Origin of the sequence: Enhygromyxa salina (assembly GCF_000737335.2) — a bacterium.
Lineage (GTDB): Bacteria > Myxococcota_A > Polyangia > Nannocystales > Nannocystaceae > Plesiocystis > Plesiocystis salina_C.
Window position 1 is genome coordinate 1 of sequence record NZ_JMCC02000076.1, and the last position, 17,460, is coordinate 17,460.

At 70.7% G+C, this 17,460-nt stretch carries 13 protein-coding genes; 11 read left to right on the forward strand and 2 right to left on the reverse strand.

Annotation, left to right across the window (positions count from 1 at the left end):
- The coding region (locus DB30_RS42850; protein ID WP_165703961.1) for an FHA domain-containing protein at positions 1-1,342 on the reverse strand (1,342 nt) is incomplete at its 3' end.
- Positions 1,343-1,873: 531 nt separating this feature from the next.
- On the opposite strand from DB30_RS42850, the gene DB30_RS26550 reads away from it, so the two are divergent.
- Both DB30_RS26550 and priA read left to right on the forward strand, forming a co-directional pair.
- On the forward strand, positions 1,874-2,464 hold the full coding sequence (locus tag DB30_RS26550) for a hypothetical protein (RefSeq protein ID WP_146660740.1): 591 nt from the start codon (positions 1,874-1,876) through the stop codon (positions 2,462-2,464).
- 43 nt (positions 2,465-2,507) lie between these two features.
- Positions 2,508-5,042, forward strand: coding sequence for a replication restart helicase PriA (priA, locus tag DB30_RS26555; protein ID WP_052553985.1), 2,535 nt, complete (start codon positions 2,508-2,510; stop codon positions 5,040-5,042).
- A 17-nt stretch (positions 5,043-5,059) separates the two neighbouring features.
- Here priA and DB30_RS26560 read toward each other — a convergent pair whose 3' ends face one another.
- Positions 5,060-5,656 (reverse strand): hypothetical protein, encoded by a 597-nt coding sequence (locus DB30_RS26560; protein WP_052553987.1) that lies wholly within the window; start codon positions 5,654-5,656, stop codon positions 5,060-5,062.
- Positions 5,657-6,158: 502 nt separating this feature from the next.
- On the opposite strand from DB30_RS26560, the gene DB30_RS26565 reads away from it, so the two are divergent.
- From DB30_RS26565 to DB30_RS26605, 9 genes are all read left to right on the forward strand, one after another.
- On the forward strand, positions 6,159-8,828 hold the full coding sequence (locus tag DB30_RS26565; RefSeq protein ID WP_052553989.1) for a DUF4388 domain-containing protein: 2,670 nt from the start codon (positions 6,159-6,161) through the stop codon (positions 8,826-8,828).
- A 23-nt stretch (positions 8,829-8,851) separates the two neighbouring features.
- Positions 8,852-9,778: a methionyl-tRNA formyltransferase gene (fmt, locus tag DB30_RS26570; RefSeq protein WP_205633069.1), complete on the forward strand. Its 927-nt coding sequence runs from the start codon at positions 8,852-8,854 to the stop codon at positions 9,776-9,778.
- A gap of 98 nt (positions 9,779-9,876) precedes the next feature.
- On the forward strand, positions 9,877-11,877 hold the full coding sequence (locus DB30_RS26575) for a methyl-accepting chemotaxis protein (protein WP_052553994.1): 2,001 nt from the start codon (positions 9,877-9,879) through the stop codon (positions 11,875-11,877).
- Between the two features lie 4 nt (positions 11,878-11,881).
- Positions 11,882-12,343, forward strand: a complete 462-nt coding sequence (locus DB30_RS26580) for a chemotaxis protein CheW (protein ID WP_052553997.1) — start codon at positions 11,882-11,884, stop codon at positions 12,341-12,343.
- Positions 12,313-12,726, forward strand: a complete 414-nt coding sequence (locus DB30_RS26585; protein WP_052553999.1) for a hypothetical protein — start codon at positions 12,313-12,315, stop codon at positions 12,724-12,726. The genes DB30_RS26580 and DB30_RS26585 overlap by 31 nt, the downstream gene beginning before the upstream one ends.
- The gene (locus tag DB30_RS26590; RefSeq protein ID WP_052554001.1) at positions 12,723-14,666 is read left to right on the forward strand and encodes a hybrid sensor histidine kinase/response regulator; all 1,944 of its coding nucleotides are present in this window, start codon (positions 12,723-12,725) and stop codon (positions 14,664-14,666) included. The genes DB30_RS26585 and DB30_RS26590 overlap by 4 nt, the downstream gene beginning before the upstream one ends.
- Entirely contained in the window at positions 14,663-15,727 is a 1,065-nt protein-coding gene (locus DB30_RS26595) for a chemotaxis protein CheB (RefSeq protein ID WP_052554003.1), read from the forward strand. The genes DB30_RS26590 and DB30_RS26595 overlap by 4 nt, the downstream gene beginning before the upstream one ends.
- Positions 15,724-17,067: a CheR family methyltransferase gene (locus DB30_RS26600; RefSeq protein ID WP_052554005.1), complete on the forward strand. Its 1,344-nt coding sequence runs from the start codon at positions 15,724-15,726 to the stop codon at positions 17,065-17,067. The genes DB30_RS26595 and DB30_RS26600 overlap by 4 nt, the downstream gene beginning before the upstream one ends.
- Positions 17,057-17,458 carry a response regulator gene (locus DB30_RS26605; RefSeq protein WP_052554007.1) on the forward strand — a complete coding sequence of 134 codons (402 nt, stop codon included), beginning with the start codon at positions 17,057-17,059 and terminating at the stop codon, positions 17,456-17,458. Before DB30_RS26600 ends, DB30_RS26605 begins: the two co-directional genes overlap by 11 nt.
- Positions 17,459-17,460 lie beyond the last annotated feature (2 nt).

The following is a 17,460-nucleotide window of genomic DNA, read 5'->3' on the forward strand; positions in this document are numbered from 1 at the left end:
TGAGCGACGGGGCGCCGCCGTGGGCAGCTCCCAGCGAGGGCCCGCCGCTGAGCGAGGGCCCACCGCTGAGCGAGGGCCCGCCGCTGAGCGAGGGCCCGCCACCACCAAACGAAGGTGGACCACCCAGCGAGGGCCCGCCGCCGCCAAACGAAGGCGGACCGCCGAGTCCGGGCGGACCATCGAGACCGGGCGGCCCCGCTTGGATCCCAAACGCGGGCGGAGGCTCGACGCTGTCCAACCCCGGAGGCCCGTCGAACGAAGGCGGGCCATCGAACGAGGGTGGACCGTCAAACGAAGGCGGGCCGTCGAGCCCCGGAGGTCCACCAAACGAGGGTGGGCCGCCCATTCCAGGTGGCCCACCGCCGCGAAGCTTGGGCGCCGATCCGCCGAGCGAGGGCGGCATGGTGTGGCCAGCGTCGATCGGCGGTCCGCCCATGCCACCGCCGCCGCCACCACCGCCACCGCCACCCATCATGGGAGGCAACGTCTGACCACCCTGGCGAGCGGGCGGGCCTTCGGCGAAGCCCTGCAGGCTCGGCGGTCCGCCCATTCCGGGTGGCCCGCCCATCCCAGGAGGCCCGCCCATCCCGGGGGGTCCGCCCATTCCGGGTGGTCCGCCCATCCCGGGTGGTCCGCCCATTCCGGGTGGTCCGCCCATCCCGGGGGGTCCGCCCATCCCGGGTGGTCCGCCCATCCCAGGAGGCCCGCCCATCCCAGGAGGCCCGCCCATCCCGGGGGGCCCGCCCATCCCGGGGGGTCCACCAGGCCCGCGCATGTTCGGCGGTCCACCAGGCCCGCGCATGTTCGGCGGTCCACCCGGTCCGCGCATGTTCGGCGGCCCACCCATCCCGGGAGGTCCACCCGGACCGCGCATGTTCGGCGGTCCGCCAGGTCCGCCAGGTCCGCCAGGTCGCGGCGGTCCACCGGGTCCGCCAGGTCCACGCATGTTCGGCGGCCCACCAGGCCCACCAGGCCCACCAGGTCGCGGCGGCCCACCAGGCCCACGGTTCACGACCGGCTGAGCCAACCCAGGCTGCGGACCCGCTGCCTGCTGGTCCGCGACGACCTTCATGGTCCAGCGTGCGACGACGATCTCGTCGCCGGGGTTGACGGGGCTGGGCTGGACGACCTTGCGGCGGTTCAGGTAGGTGCCGTTGGTCGAACCAAGGTCCTCGACCTGAAAGCCGTTGCCGACCCGACTGATCTTGCAGTGCATCCCAGAGATGCCGGCGGTTTGGAGGCGTAGGTCGTTACCTTCACGGCGTCCGATCGTCACGGCTGGCCGATCGAAGGTCAGCAGCCGCGGGGGCTTGCCCTCTTCGCTGAGCGAAATGCGAATCATGGCGATGGCTCGGTGCAGGAGACTAACCCGCCGCCTGCCCATAGATCCACGGGGGTCACGGGGTTGTTTTTGACCCCCCCGGGGCACTTTGGACTTCGCCGACGGCAGCCGCTTCGCGTCTGGTCGCTTCGCTCCTCGGGGCCGTTTGTCCGCTGACGCATGTTTGGCCCCCTAGAAGGGGGCTCAGCTCGCTTCGGCGTGCATCTTCGACTTCGCCTTCTGCGGTCGCTTCGCTCCTCGGGGTTGTCTGTCCGCTAGAAGGGGGCTCAGGTCGCTTCGCTCCTCGGGGCTGTTTGTCCGCTAGAAGGGGGCTCAGGGGGCTCAGCTCGCTTCGGCGTGCATCTTCGCCGATGTTCCGTCGTTTCGCTGCTTGGGCCGTCTCATGCACGGGCCGGGCCGTCCGATGGGAGGGCCTCGTGGGCAGGTGCTGCGCCCATGGAGATCACCCGGAGCGGGCGGTTTAATTGCGTTGGGCGGGCGGGGCTGCGAGACCGAGGAGTGTCGGCCAGCGTCCCACCTAGCTCACAGCGCATGCGAGATGCGCGAGCCGCAGGGCTGCGTCCACGATCACCTTCGCTGGCGCTGGCCCTCGCCGCGCTGGTGTGCTTGGCGATCCTCGCGGGGCTGAGGGCGCGGGCGCCTGGTTGGATCGGGGCCGCGCTCGAGCGCGCGTTCACCCAGACCGAACCGGCGCTGCCTGATCCCAGCCTCGCCGCGGCGGCGCTCTTGGGTGTACTGGCCACGCTCGCCAGCGCGGCGATGCTGTTCCACGGTCGCCGGGCGAGCCGCCGCCGGCTCGGCGTGGTCGTCGAGGTTGGCGAGATCCCGCCATGGGTCGCGCTTGGCTCGTGTGTGACCGCGCTCGTGCTCACGCTCGTCTGGCTCCGGCCGGCGGTGGCTGGCGCCGCGCGCTGTGTCGACACGCCGGGGCTCGCCGGTCTGTGGTCGGTGTGGTCCGGGTGGCTTGGCCGCGGTCTGCTCGCCCTGGCGCTGGTGGCCGCCAGCGTCGGGGTCTTCGAGCGCCTGGTCAGCGCGCGCCGGCTGTGGCAGGGGTTGCACCTGACGCGAACGCAGCAGCGCGAGCGTGCGCGGGCGAGCGGCGCGCGAGCACGGCAGCGCTGACCCGAACAGGGCCGAACACAGGGCACGAACACAGGGCACGAGCTTGGCAGACCCGGATCGCAGCGAGCAGCAACCTTCGCGGCTGGTATCGATCGCGGTCCCGGTCGCGCTGGATCAGGCGTTCACGTACGCGGTCCCGGCGGAGCTGCCGATGCCGCAGCCAGGCTCGCGCGTGGTCGTGCCGTTTGGCGCGCGCGCGCTGATCGGTGTGGTCCGTCCGGGCGCCGCGGAGCTGCCAGACAAAGGAGCGCTGCGCGAGCTGCTCGAGCTGCTCGATCCGCCCGAGCAGCCCTCGCTGAGCGCCGACTTGGTCGCCCTGTGCGAGTGGATCTCCGACTACTACCTGGCCCCGCTCGGCGAGACCTATCGGCTGGCGCTGCCGGGCTCGGCGATGGGCGTTGACGCTCGCCGGGCGCGGCTGACCGAGGCCGGGTTGGCGGCGATCAACTCGGAGCCCGAGCTGCACGAGCACGATCGGCGGCTGCTCATGCGGCTGCGCGACGCGGGGCCGGGCTGGACCGTGGTCGCGAGCTTGACCAAGCAGCCCAAGGCGCGGCCGATCCCGGCGCCGCTGATGCGCGTCTCGGCGCTGGCGGCTCGCGGGCTGGTCGAGATCGACACCGGAGAAGCGGAGCGTCGGCGCGCGCGCACGGAGCCGCACTACCGTCGCACGGATCGGCTGCGCAGCGGCAGCGCCGACGAGCCCGCGATCGCCCAGGTCGTTGGCCGCAGCAAGCAACGTCGCGCCCTGCTCGACTATCTCGACCTGCAGCCGCCCGCGAGCTGGACCTCGGTGTCGGAGCTGCGCGGGCCCTACCCGCGGGTGCGTCAGCTGATCGGGCCGTTGCTGGACGCAGGCTTGGTCGTCGAGTCCGAGCGCCTGCGCGAGCTCGATCCCTTCGCGTCGCCGCCGATCGCCAGCACGGTGCCCCCTGCCCTCACCGCGGATCAACACGCCGCGCTCGAGCACCTGCTCGCGGCCCTGACCGCCGAGCAATTTAAAGCCGCGCTCCTGCATGGGATCACGGGCAGCGGCAAGACGGAGGTCTACCTGCACCTGATCGCACAAGCCCGCGCGCGTGGTGAGGGCGCGATCGTGTTGGTCCCCGAGATCGCCTTGACCCCGCAGCTCGCCGACCGGTTTCGGGCGCGGTTTGGCGACGAGGTCGCGGTCCTGCACAGCGGCCTGACCCCGCAGCAGCGCCTGGACGTGCAGGGCCACATCCGCGCGGGTCAACGGCCGATCGTGATCGGGGCCCGCTCGGCCGTGTTCGCGCCGGTCCCCAAGCTGCGCGTGATCGTGGTCGACGAAGAGCACGACGCGTCGTTCAAGCAAGACGAAGGGGTCCGCTACAACGCCCGCGACGTCGCGCTGGTCCGCGGTCGCAAGCTGGGTGCGGTGGTCGTGCTCGGCTCGGCGACGCCCTCGCTCGAGAGCTGGCACGGGACCCGCGAGCAGCGGTTGACGCTGTTGTCTCTGCGAACCCGACCGACCCCGCGCCCGCTGCCCGAGGTCGAGATCGTCAACCTCAAAGAGCACCTGCCCGATCCCGACACGCTGCTGTCGGCCAAGCTGCGCGCGAGCCTGATCGAGACGGCCAAGGCGGGCGAGCAGGCGATCGTGTTTCTCAACCGCCGCGGGTTCACGACCGCGCTGTCGTGCACCACCTGCGGCTCGTTTCAGCAGTGCCCCGACTGCTCGGCCCCGTCGATGACCTACCACCTCAAGCGCAACCGCTTGATGTGTCACCTGTGCGGGCACATCGAGGGCGCGCCCGAGCGGTGCCGCAGCTGCGGGGGCACCGAGCTCGAGCACGGCGCGGCGGGGACCGAGCGGGTCGAGGTTGCGATCCAGGCTGCGCTGCCCGGGGTCCGGGTCGCGCGCTTGGATCGCGACACCTCGCGCGGCAAGGCGCTGACCGAGCTGCTCGATCAATTTCGGCGGCGCGAGGCCGACGTGCTGATCGGCACCCAGATGTTGTCCAAGGGTCACGACTTCCCGGGGGTGACCTTGGTCGGGGTCCTGCGCGCGGATCAGGGCTTGGCGCTGCCGGACTTTCGCGCGACCGAGCGCGTGTTTCAGCTGCTCACCCAGGTCGCCGGCCGGGCGGGGCGGGGGGATCGCCCTGGCCGCGTGGTGCTGCAGACCTGGGCGCCGGATCACCCCGCGATCCAGCACGCCCGCACCCACGACTTCGAGGGCTTCGCCAAGCTCGAGCTCGAGCGCCGGGCCAAGCTGGGCAATCCACCGCTGGGCTACGTGGCGCTGGTGCGGATCAGCGGCGAAGATCGCTCACAGGTCAACGCCCGCGCCCGCGAGCTTGGCCGCTCGGTCGCCGGGCTCGCGGCCCGCGTCGCGCAGGCCAGCGGCGAGGCGCGGATCGAGGTGCTGGGCCCGATCGACTCGCCGATCGAGCGCATCAACCGGCGGCTGCGAATGCAGATCCTGCTGCGGACCGGCCAACGCGACGCGCTGCGCTGGGTGCTCCGGCATCTTCGCCATGAGCTCGGCGCCCACGGGCGCGGGCGGATCGGCACCGTCGCCCGGGTCGACGTCGACCCCTACACGCTGATGTAGCGCCCCGCGAACCCTGCTCAGTCGTTGTCGTCGCCGCCGCTCGCCTTGACGAGCGGGTGATCTTCCACGTGGAAGCCCAACACCAAGATGAGATCCGACAAGGTGCTCTGCAGCATCAAGATCGTCGACACCGCGAGCCCGCTCATCACCGCTGTCAGGCCCGCGGTCACGTAGAATTGGAGCACGACGACTCGTTCGGCGTCGTCGAGCGAGTCCGCCTCGATGACTGGCACCGCGAGGGTCAGCAGCAGCAGCAACGAGCCAAAGAACATCGCGCTCGCCTGCCGGCCAATCCACAGGATTCGACGGTAGAACAGCTCGGTCAGGGTCGCCTTCGAGGTCCGGCTGATGCCGAGCAAGGTGAGCATCAGGGCCAAGATCGACGCGCTCGCGCCCATGCTCGACGAGCCCAGAAATGGCAACACCGATCGCAGCGCGTCGACGAGGCGGCCGGCCTGGAAGTAGCTGCCAGAGCCCATCAGCCCGGCGGCCCCAAACGCGATCACCAAGGTCAGTACCCCGCCGACCGCCGCACGGGTGACGTCGTGGTTCCAACGTTGCTGGTGCGAGCGTTCCTTGGCGTTGTTGGTGGCGCTTGCTGGGTCTGGCGACATCACGGGCTCCGCTCGGGACGACTCGTGGCGGCCCTCCCCGCCCGGCGCGTCGCCGCGACTTGCCTTTGCATATCGCGTCCCTCGCTCAGCGCTCGCGCCGTTCGTACGGCTGCAGCGAGCTCCAGGCCGCAAACAGTTCGCTTCCCAGTTTTCGAAGGTGCCCGCCCGAGCTGACATCAGCCCGCTGCCCAGGGTGGACCAATCTACCGAGGCGTCCGCAAGCGGGCGAGAAGCCCTCGCCCGAGCTGATATCAGCCCGCTGCCCAGGGTGAACCAATCTACCGAGGCGTCCGCAAGCGGGCGAGAAGCCCTCGCCCGAGCTGATATCAGCTCGCTGCCCAGGGTGAACCGAGCTGACAACAGCCCGCTGGCGGATCTCTGAACACATTTACCGTGATCCCAGCTCGCGCTTGGCGCGGTGGCGCGCTCCCACGCCCATCCGGGGCGCGATCAGCCGACACACACTGGGTGCGACGTGCCCGGTTTGGTAATCTCTGGCCGCGTGACGCCGGAGATCCTGATCGTCGGCGACCCGGCGGGACGCCGGCAGCTCGCCGACCTGATCGCCGCGAGCGGCTACGGCGTGGTGCTCTGCTCACCGCGCGAGCTCAACCGTCGGGTCCGGGTCAGCTCGCCTCCGGCCGCGATCATCGCGTGCATCGGAGACCTCGACGCCGACGTTGTGCTCGCTGGGCTGCGGCGGACTCGAGCGGGGGCCTCGATCCCCGTGGTGCTGTACGGCCGGCTTGGGGGCAACTTGCGGGATCTTGCCGACGTGCTGGACATCGGCGCGGACCACTTCGTCGAGGAGCCGGCGACCGAGGCCGAGCTTCACGATGCGCTGGCCCAGTTTGTTCGTCCGCCAACGCGAGACTCGCGATCGCAGGGGCATGGGCCGTCTCGTGGAAGCGAGGATCGAGATCGAGATCGAGATCGGGATCCCGATCCCCGCCCGCGAGGTGCCGCGCTCGGCGAGCTGCATCGGACCCTCGATCGCCTGGAAGCCTCGCTGCGGACCGATGACCCCCGGTCTGATCCAGAGCTCGCGGAGATGGGCCTCGACCGGATCCCCAACGTGGATCCGCCCAGTGACGCGATGCTCGACAGCGATCCGCTGGTCAACGACGAGCGCGGCCACACCCGGGGTCGCCACCGAGACCGCACCCGGGACAACGTTCGGGATCAGGTTCGCGGCGATGGGGTGACGTTCCCGGCAGATCTCGTCGACGACGGACCCCCGAGCACCCCCCGCCCAGCGCTCGCGTCGTCGGCTCGGGATGGTCGGGATGGTCGGGACAGCCGGGACACCCGGGACACCCGGCCCGAGCGCGCCCGGCCGACCCGACGCGACGGTACCGATCAGCTAGTTCGCGAGCGGCGACCGCTCGACCCCGATGAGGACACGGGCTCCGCGCGGCACAGCTGGCGAGACGAGCCCCGGTATCCCTCGTCGAAGCGCGATCTCGGGTCCGAGAGCGAAGGCCAACGCACCCGCGCGTGGGAGCGACCCGAGCACGAGGGCCCGCTCCGACGTGGCCGCGAGCGCCCGGACACCACCCGCTCGAGCGCGGTGCTGCTGGGTCGTCGACCCGACCGCGACTTCGTGCGGACCGAGCCGGTCCGGTCCGAACCCGGGCGACCCGAGCGCGCGCCGCCCGAGAACACCTCGCGCTTCGATACGCACGGGCGCGACAGCCCGTGGCCAGAGGACGACTTCGACCCGAGCGAGTCCACGATGATCCGGCGCGAGCGCAGCAGCGCGACCACGCGTCGGCGCAGCTCCGAGAGCTGGGCAAGTCGCGACGGTGGCGCGGGGTCTCGACGCGGCGGTGACCTTGGTGACGGGCGTGACGCCGCCCGCCCAACCTCGCGCCTGGGTCGGCCGCCGCCACGGCGAGAGCCCAGCCCCAGCCCCAACCCCAGTCGCGAGTCGGGCGTGGATCCCGGCAGGGATTGGCCGTCGAGCTCCGCGCGCGCGCGCGAGCCCGAGCTCGGCCGCGACCGTGGTCCAAGCCGGGACGACCCGCCCAGTCCCCGCGCTCGATCGCGGGCCACCCGAGGCCGCGCCGCCCCAGCGCCCACTGGCTCGGCGCCCAGCTTGCGCATCGATCCCAGCTTGCGCGAGTCGGGCAAGCTGACCGCCGACACCGACGTGGCCACGGTCTTGTGGGCTCTGCACGAGCAGCGCTTCACCGGCAAGCTCCGGCTCAACCGCGCGCGCGTGGAGAAACAACTTTGGCTGCACGACGGCGAGGCCGTGTTCGCCCGCAGCACGGCCACCAGCGATCGCCTGGTCGACGGGCTGCTGCGTCGCGGGGTGCTCACGCGACCGCAGTACGAGACCGCCCGACGGCTCGCGGCCAAAGAGCCGCGCCGTGCCGGTCAGCTGTTGGTCGACGCGGGTTTCCTCAAAGCCCGCGAGCTCGACGTGCAGCTGCGCGACCACCTCGCGCGGGTCATCGACGCGACCTTCGTGTGGTCAGACGGCACGTGGAGCACCGAGCCGGGCGATCGCACGGACGAGCCCATCCAGCTCGAGGTCCCGATGGCCGCGCTGATCCTCGACGGCGTTCGCTACCGCTGTGACGCCAGCGATCTCGAAGATCGCCTGACCCGACGCGTCGGCGGTCGGGGGCCGCTGGTGCCCCGGCTGCGCGTAGATGGCGGGCTCGATGGCCTGGTCACCGAGATCGCCGAGAGCTTTCGGCTGCTGCCCGAGGAAGAGTCGTGGCTGCGCCGCTTCGATGGTCGTCACGGGGTCGCGGCGCTGCTGGCCGACGGCGCGGACGAGCAGGCTCTGTTTGCGCTGCTGTTCACCCTGGATCTCGCGGGCCACGTGGATCTGCGCGAGCAGCCCGAGCCGCAGGCACACAGCGATCGAGATCCAGCCCAGGTCGACAGCGATCGGATCCTCGAGCGCCTGCGTCTGGCGCGGGAGGCCGACTACTTCGATCTGCTGGGGCTCGGCCGCGACGCCTCGCGCAGTGAGGTTCGCCAGGCCCACCTCGAGCTCAGCGCCACGTTCTCGGACGACGCGCTCGAGCACGACAGCCGCCGCCGCCACGCGCGTGAGCTTCGTGAGCTGCGCGCCGCGATCGAGGAAGCCCGCGACATCCTGGCCGACGACTCGATGCGCTCGGCCTACCTCGCGCACTTGGGGGAAGGCATATGAGCAAGCAACTGCGGACGGTTTTCATGGGTTCACCGGACTTCGCGGTCTCGTCGCTGCGGGCGGTCGCGCGCCGCTGTGATCTGGTCGCCGTCGTCACCCAGCCCGATCGTCCCTCGGGGCGCGGGCGCAAGCTCAAGCCGCCGGCCGTCAAGGTCGAGGCCGCCGCGCTCGGGGTCCCCGTGCTGCAGCCCACCCAAGTTCGCAAGGGCCGGCTGCGGGCGCTGCTCGAGCCCTATGCGCCCGAGCTGATCGTGGTGACCGCGTACGGGCGGATCCTGGGCGCTGACGTGCTCGAGCTGCCGGCCCACGGCTGCGTCAACGTTCATGCCTCGCTGCTGCCACGCTGGCGGGGCGCCGCGCCGATCCAGCGCGCGGTCCTAGCTGGCGACGCGCAGACCGGGGTTGCGATCATGCGCATGGACATTGGCTGCGACACCGGGCCGGTCTATCGCATGCAGGCGACGCCGATCGGCGCCGAGGAGACCTCCGGCGAATTGTTCGAGCGGCTCGCGGTGCTTGGCGGCGAGGTGCTCGACGCGTTCTTGCTCGAGTTTCCCGACGTGCCCCCGGCCCAGGACCAATCCCAGCTCCCAGGCGAGCCCGTGCACGCGGCCAAGCTCGAGAAGGCCGAGGGCCAGGTCAGCTGGGATCGCCCCACGGCGCAGGTCGTCGACCACATCCGCGGCATGGATCCCTGGCCGGCGGCGTTCAGCTCCCACGCCGGCGCGCCGATCAAGCTCTTCGTCGCCGGGGTCAGCAGCTGGCCGCGACCAGAGGCTGCGGCGGCGGCCGGGACCGTGCTCGGCGTCGACGATCACGGCCTGCACGTTTGTTGCGCTGACGCCGTCGTCCGCGTGGGCCAGCTGCAGGCGCCGGGCAAGCGGCGGATGTCCGCACGCGAGTACGCAGCCGGGCACCCGTTCGCGGACCACGAGCGACTCGGCGCGTGACGGCTGCCAGCTGAGCCCAAACGGCCGATCATCCGAGTTGCCGGAAACCTCGCACGAAAGTGCGGGTGGCACGCCACGATCGCGTAGAATACGCAGCAATGGATGCCAACAAGAACGTGCTCACGCGTTCATTCGCGCTCATTGGCAGCATCGACCTCGTGGTCTCGGTCCAGCTGGTGTTTGTCCTTGGGTCGATCGATCTCGTCTCGGTCCCGATCCTGATCGGGCTCATGGCCGTCCGCATGCTGGCGTGGATCGTCGACTTGTTCTTCATCCTCAGATCCGTCCGCGCGTGGCAGCAAGACCCCGACACGCTCGAAGAGACGGAGCTTCGCAAGGCCGATCACGCGCTGGGCACGGTCGGGCGCCGGTTCATCATGGGCTACGCGGCGGGGTGGACCGTTGGCATGCCGCTGGCGATCGTCACCGGCACCCAGGGCATGGGCGGCTTGGCGCTGCTGGGCGCCGGACTGTTCGTCGGCGGGCTGGTCCCGATCGTCTCCGCCATCATTCACCCGTTGTTGGCGTTCTCGCTGCTGCAGCTTCGGCTCGAGCTCACCGGGCAATTGCGCGACCGCCAGATCCTGGTTCATCGGGTGCCAGGCTCGTTCACTCGACGCCAAATAATGGTTGGCTTGGCGCTGTCGTGGGGGGTGGTGGTCACCATGCTTGGGCTTGGTCTGATGGTCCACGCCGACGCGCTGCAGGCCGAGGCCAGCGCCGAGCTTCGCGGTGACGTGGCGCTGGCCGCCGCCCACCTCGAAGCTGGCCGCGACCCGTCACGACCACCGGACAACTTCGCGGTCGTGACCACCGATCAGCTTCCGTCGGTACTCGCCGAGACCGTGCTGACGCACGACCCGACCGAGCCGGCGCCCGTCGTCGCCGCTGACCCCAGCAGCGGCCAGATCCTCGCCGCCGCCCCGCTGCCAGATGGCCGCTGGGCGTTCGGCACGCAGACCGTGGATGAGCAGCTCCACCTGGTCGTGCTGTTCGTCGTCCTGTTCGTGGCAGCCACCCCATTCGCAGGCGGCGTGGCCCATTGGGCCCTCGCCAGGCTGACGAGCCTGCCGCTGGCGCGGCTCTCTGACGCCGCGAAGAGCTTGGCCACGGACGGCAAGGTCCGATCGCTGCGTCGGCTCGGGGCGCTCCACGACGATGAGCTTGGCGATCTGGTCGTGAATTTCAACAAGGTCCTGGATGTGTTCGACGAGCTCGCTACCGCCGCAACCACCGTCGCGAAGGGCGACCTGCGCGTGCAGATCGATCAGCCGGGCGATCTTCAAGACGCGTTCCGGGCCATGCTCGCGCAGCTCAACGAGGTCGTCGCGCGGATCCGCGAGACCTCGCTCGAGCTCGCGTCGGCGGCCATGGAGATCCAGGCCCTCACGATCCAACAAGACGAGGCCGCGCAAGAGCAGGCCGCGTCGGTCCGTCAGGTCAGCGCGAGCGTCAGCAACCTCGCCGCGGCCGCCGACGACATCGCCAGCTCGGCCGCCGTCGTGCTGCACAACGCCGAGCAGGCCTACGCGACCACCGACGCGCTGGTCGAAAAGAACAGCGAGCTCGATCGCCAAGTGTCGAGCATTGGTGACCTGCTGGGGCTGATCCGCGAGATCGCCGATCGCAGCGATCTGCTCGCGCTCAACGGCTCACTCGAGGCGGTCCGCGTCGGTGAGGCCGGGCGTGGCTTCGCGTTGGTCGCCGCAGAGATGCGCAGGCTCGCCGAGCGGGTGACGGGGACCGTCGACGACGTGCGTGGCCGGATCGCGCAGATCGAGAGCGCAGGCGCGGGCGCGCTCGCGGCGACGCAGGCCAGTCGAACCCTGGTCCAGGGGACGGCCGAGGCCGCACGGACGATCTCGGAGGTCACCCGCGAGCAGAGCGTTGGGGCCGAGCAGGCCTCGGGGGGCATGACGGCCGTCGCCCAAACGGTCACCGCGGCCGCGGCCGCCACCTCGCAGACCCGCGCCGCAGCCGAGGGCCTGCGCGTGCACGCGACGGCCCTCGAACGACTCACGAGCCGGTTTCGCCTCGGCGCCGACGTGCTGGACGGGCCACAATCTTCCCAACCATCCGAGACCTCTCGCCCGCGCTGAACCCATGACGACCTCGACACAGCCTGGCTCGATCGCCCTGATGCCCGTCGCGCTGGGGGGCCATCACGTGGCCGTTGACGCGCTCACGGTGCTCGAGATCCTGGGCCCGCGCGAGTGGGTGCCGATCCCCCACACGCCGCCGCTCTTGCGTGGGGCGTTGGCGTGGCGTGGTCGAGCCGTCGGCGTGTTCGACCTTGGGCCCGCCTTGCGCGCGCCAGCCCTCGAGCCCCCGCACACCCGCAGCCGCAACGCGGTGCTGCGCGTCGGCGAAGACACCCTCGTGATGTCAGTTGATCGCGTGCTCGAGGTCCGGGCCGTCGAGTCGCACGCGATCAAGCCCGTGCACGCCACGCGATGGTTGGTCGAGCGCGGGATGCCATGTCGGGGTGAGCTCGAGTTCGATGGCGACGTGATCCCCGTGTTGAACCTCGAAGCGTGGGCGAGCCTGCACCGGAGCGGGCGCTGATGCGCTTGCTGGTGCTCGAGGGTGCCGGCTTGGCGATCCCAGACAGCGTGATCGCGTCAATTGAGCCAGGCTCGCGGATCGGGCCGGGCGCGGATCGAGGGGCCCCGTGGCTCGCCGACCTCGTCCACGGACAGAAGCTCACGCCCACGCCCACCAGCTCGTCCGAGCCAGTGCGAAGAACGCTGCAACTGCAGGGCGGCGGCGCGGTCGAGGTCCCGGCAACCATGCACATCGTCGATCACGTCGAGCTGCTCGAGCTCTCGAATTTGCTGCGCCCACACGACGCCAGCGGTGCCATCCTTGGCGTCATCGAGCTGCCCGAGGGCCTGAGCCTCGTCTGCGATCCCCGTCGGCTCCTCGCCCAAGGAGCGCCAGACCGGTGAGCCGCGCCGAGCGACGCGAGGCCCTGCTCGCCCGGTTTCGAACCGGCTCGTTGGCGCGCATCGTCGAGATCCTCGCCACGCTCGAGGCCGCGGACGCGCTCGAGCCCAGCGTGGTCGCGCCCCTGCGGGCCCCCCTGCACACGCTCAAGGGTGAAGCCAGGATGCTTGGCCTGGCCTCGCTCGCGGGGTTGGTCCATGCCCTCGAAGATCAACTCGCTGTGGACGACGGCGGGCACAGCCTCGCGCCGATCCGCGCCGTGGTGGCGCTGATCCACGAGCGGCTGCAGGCGCCGCTGGTCGAGAACAGCGAGGCCGCGCGGGCGCTCGAGCGCGGGCTCGCGCTGCTCAGCGGCGTCGAGCCCCCTGGCGCCGCCACGCCTGGCAAGCCCACCGCGGCATCGGCCGCGCAGCCGCTCGCGTTCTCGCAGATCCGCGTCGACCTCGTCGAAGAGCTGTGTGAGCGCCTCGAAGTGCTGCGCGTGCGCGCCCACCCCAGCGACAGCCAGCGCGCGGCTACGCTCGACCAAGAATTCAGGCAGGAGCTCGCCGAGCTGACCGAGCTGGCCTGGAGCTTGCGGCTGGTCCCGATCGAACCCGCGCTCGAGACCCTCGCCGACCACGCCCGCGAGCTCGGCCGGCAGCTGGGTAAGCCGCTGCGGGTGTTGATCGACGCTGGCGGTGCCCAGCTCGAGCGCTCGCTGCTCGAGCGCTTGCAAGAGCCGCTCATGCACCTGATCCGCAACGCGGTCGACCACGGCGTCGAGCCCGGGCCTTCACGCGCGAACAAGCCCCTCGAGGCGACCCTGAAGATCATCGCGCGCTCGGACGGGCCCGAGGTCGTGCTCGCGGTCGTCGATGACGGGCGCGGCGTCGACATCGAGCAGGTTCGGTCGCAGGCGCAGGCGCGGGGCCTGCTCGCCGCCGCCGAAGCCGGCGCGGCCACCCCCCGCGACCTGCTCTCGCTGCTGTTCAAGCCCGGATTCTCGACCAACCAAAGCATCAACGAGCTGTCCGGCCGCGGCATCGGTCTCGACGCGGTGCGTCGCGCGGTCGAGGGTCTGGGCGGCGAGGTCTCGCTGACCTCGACGATCGACCGGGGCGCTCGCTGCGAGCTGCGCGTGCCCGCGACGATCAGCCGCGAGACCGTCGTGGTCGTTCCGTTTGGGCGCTCGCTGTGGGGCCTGCCCTCGCGCCGGGTCGCTCGCGTGACCGCCTTGAGCGAGCGCGAGTCCACCGGTGGGGCGACCTCGATCGTCGTCGATGGCGAGCACGTCCCGCTGGTCTCGCTGGCGCGGCTGCTGGGCATCCCCAACGCCCACCTGATCGAAGATCGCGTCGCGATCTGTTTTCAGCACGGCGGCCGCATCCATGCGCTGGCGAGCCCGCCAGTGCTCGGTGAATTCGAGCTGTTTCGCCGACCGATGGGCCCGCTGCTCGCCGCCGTGGGCCCGGCGAGCGCGAGCGCGGTGATGGACGACGGGCGCCTGGTGCTCCTGCTCGAGCCGGCCGCCCTGCTTGGCCAGCGGATCCGCGCCGAGCCGCGCGAGCGTCCCCCCAAGCCGCTGGCGCCGCGCTCCCGGGTGCTGGTCGTCGACGACTCGCCGATCGTTCTCGAGCTGTTGGTCGAGCTGCTGACCTCCGCCAGGCTCGAGGTCTGCACCGCCAGCGACGGCGTCGAGGCGCTCGAGCTGCTTGGCTGCCGCAACGTCGATCTCGTGGTCTCGGACGTGGAGATGCCGAACATGGACGGGTTCGAGCTGCTCGCGCGCGTGCGCCAGCTCGACTCGGAGCTGCCGGTCATCATGGTCACGACCCGGGGCTCGGCCGCCGATCGCGAGCGCGCCAGCTCGCTCGGCGCTGACGCGTACCTGGTCAAGTCAGACTTTCGTCGCCAGCACATGCTCGAGGTCGTGGCCCGCTTCGTCGAGGTCGAGCGATGAACCCGGCGAGCCCCAAGCGCTCCGCGATCCGGGTGGTCGTCGTCGACGACTCGGACATCTGCTGCGAGGTCTTGACCGAGCAGCTCGAGGCCGACGGCGACATCCAGGTGGTCGGCACCGCCCACAACGGTCGGACCGCGCTGGCCAGGCTCGCTGCGACCAAGCCAGACGTCGTCACCGTCGATCTCAACATGCCCGGCATGAACGGGCTGGCCCTGATCGAAGCGATCATGGTCGACGATCCGCGGCCGATCCTCGTCGTCACCGGGCTCGACGCAAAAGACCGAGATCTCGCCGTGGCCGCGACCGCGCGCGGGGCCCTCGAGCTGGTCAACAAGGCCCGCGCTCAGGATGAACAGGCGAGCGCGGCGCTGCGGGCCAGCGTGCGCCGGCTGGCCACGGTCGCCGTGAATCGGGTGACGCCAACCGCCTCGCAGCCGGTGATGGGCTCGACCTGGCCGACACCGCACGCGGCCGATCAACCCTACACACCGATCGTCGGGTTTGGCTCGTCCGCGGGCGGCCCCCAGGCATTGTTCGAGATCCTGACCGCGCTGCCCTCGGATCTTCCAGCCGCGATCGCCATCACCCACCACTTGCCCGCCGACTTTGGCTCGGCCTTCGCCCGGCTGCTGCGCTCACAGGTCCACTTTGATGTAGAGGTCGCCCACGAACCGATCGTGCCCTCACCCGGGCTGTTGGTGCTGGCGCCCGGCGGTATGGATCTGGTGCTCGAAGCCGGGTCGTTGCGGGCGCACCGTCCCGCCACCACGGCGCTGCTGTGCCCGAGCGTGGATGTGTTGTTGACCTCGCTGGCGGCGGCCCCAGGCGCACACGTTGGGGTCGTGCTCAGCGGTCTTGGCCTCGACGGCAGCGCCGGTCTGGCGGCCATGCTCGCCGCTGGCAAGCTCACGATCGTGCAGCATCGCGCGAGCGCGGCCGTGTGGGGGATGCCCCGGGCTGCGCTCCCGTCTGCGCTCGAGGTGCTCGACACCGCTGCGATCGGCGACGCGATCGTCCGCTGGGTCCGCGAGCGCGCCCGGCTGCGGGGGCACCGATGAGCGCGCTGGCATCGCTCGTCGAGCTGCTTCACGTCGAGTATGGCCTCGACGCCGCGCGCGGTGGCATGGCGGCCGCGGTGGCCCGCCACATCGAAGACCGAGTCGCGCGGCTAAACATCAACGAGGACGCGCTGTTCGAGCGCGTGCGAGCCAACGTCGAAGACGAGCGTGCTCGCCTGGTCCACGCCGTGACCGTTCGCCACAGCTGGTTCTATCGCGACCCAGATCAGCTCGACGCGCTGGCGCAGCTGCTGCACGCGCGGCATCTCCAAGCTCCGGAGCGCGTGCTCGAGCTGTGGTGCGCCGGCTGTGCCCGCGGTGAAGAGGCGTGGACCTTGGCCATGGTCGCCGCCAAGCTCGAGCTGCCGGTCCGCGTGCTCGCAACCGACGTCGACGCCGTGGCGATCGACCTCGCGCGGGCAGGGCGTTACGCCGCTTGGAGCCTGCGCGAGCTGCCGCCGGGCTTGCAGCGGTACTTTCAAGCCGAAGGTGAGGAGCCAGAGCGCCGGTGGGTGATCGACCCAAGCCTGCGCGACAAGGTCGAGTTCGCCGTCCACAACCTGTGTGACCCGGCGCCAGCGCGTCGCTTTGACCTGATCTGCTGCCGCAACGTGTTGATCTACTTCGGGCTTGGCCAAGCCAAGTCCGTGGTCTCACGCTTGCGCGAGCGGCTGCTGCCCGGGGGCGAGCTGGCGCTTGGCAGCAGCGACCTCTTGTGTGGAGAGGTGCAGCCCAAACCCACGCGGCCCACACCCAAGCGCCCACCACCGCCGCCGCGATCCGTGCTGGCCCCGAGCACCGCTGTCGCTGCAGCGTCTTCAGCTCGGGCGAGGGCTTCTCGCCCGCTTGCGGACGCCTTCGTAGGCGGGTTCACCCAGGGCAGCGAACGCATCGAGGACAACCCGCTCGAGCGCGCCGGTCTAGCCGTCCAGTCCGCCGAGTACGAGCACGGATTGCAGCTCGCCACGGAGCTGACTGCCCGGCAACCACTCCTCACCGAAGCGCACCTGTGGGCGGGCCTGGCCAACTACGCGTTGGGCGACTACCAAGCCGCGAGCGAAGCGCTTCGTCGCGCGCGCCTGCTGGCCCCGCAGCTGTGGCCAGCGATCTTGTTCGCGGCGCTGACCTACGAGCGACGCGGCCGCTGGCCGGCCGCCCAACGCTGCTGGCTCGAGCTCGAGCGAAGCATGCAGCTGTCCGACGACATCCCGATAGCGGGCACCACCACGCTGCGCGGCGCGCTTTCGAGCTGGCGCAGCGAAGCGCTCGAACTCGCCCGTCAACGAACCTCGACGAAAGCCTCTTCGCATCCCCGTTTGGACCGCCGCAATGATCCATGACTCCGCCCCGGGCCCAACGATCCTGGTTGTCGACGACAGCCTCCTCGTGCTCGACATCGTGCGAGACGCCCTCGAACAACGCGGCTACCGGGTCGCCACGACCCACGCCCCCCTCGACTGCAAGCGCATGCTCGATGAGTTCGAGCCCGACGTGTTCGTCGTCGATATCGAGATGCCGGTGCTCGATGGCCCCGAGCTCCTGCGCCTGGTCCGACGCAGGAGCAGCCACGACTGCGTTGTTTTGCTATTTAGCGATCGTTCGCAGGCCGACTTGGCCGCGACCGTTGCCGCTTGCGGAGCTGATGGCGGCGCCCAAAAGACGCCAGACTGCGGTGAATTGATCGCGGTGATCGAACGAACACTCGCGGCGCGCAACCAAATCGTCAGTTGATC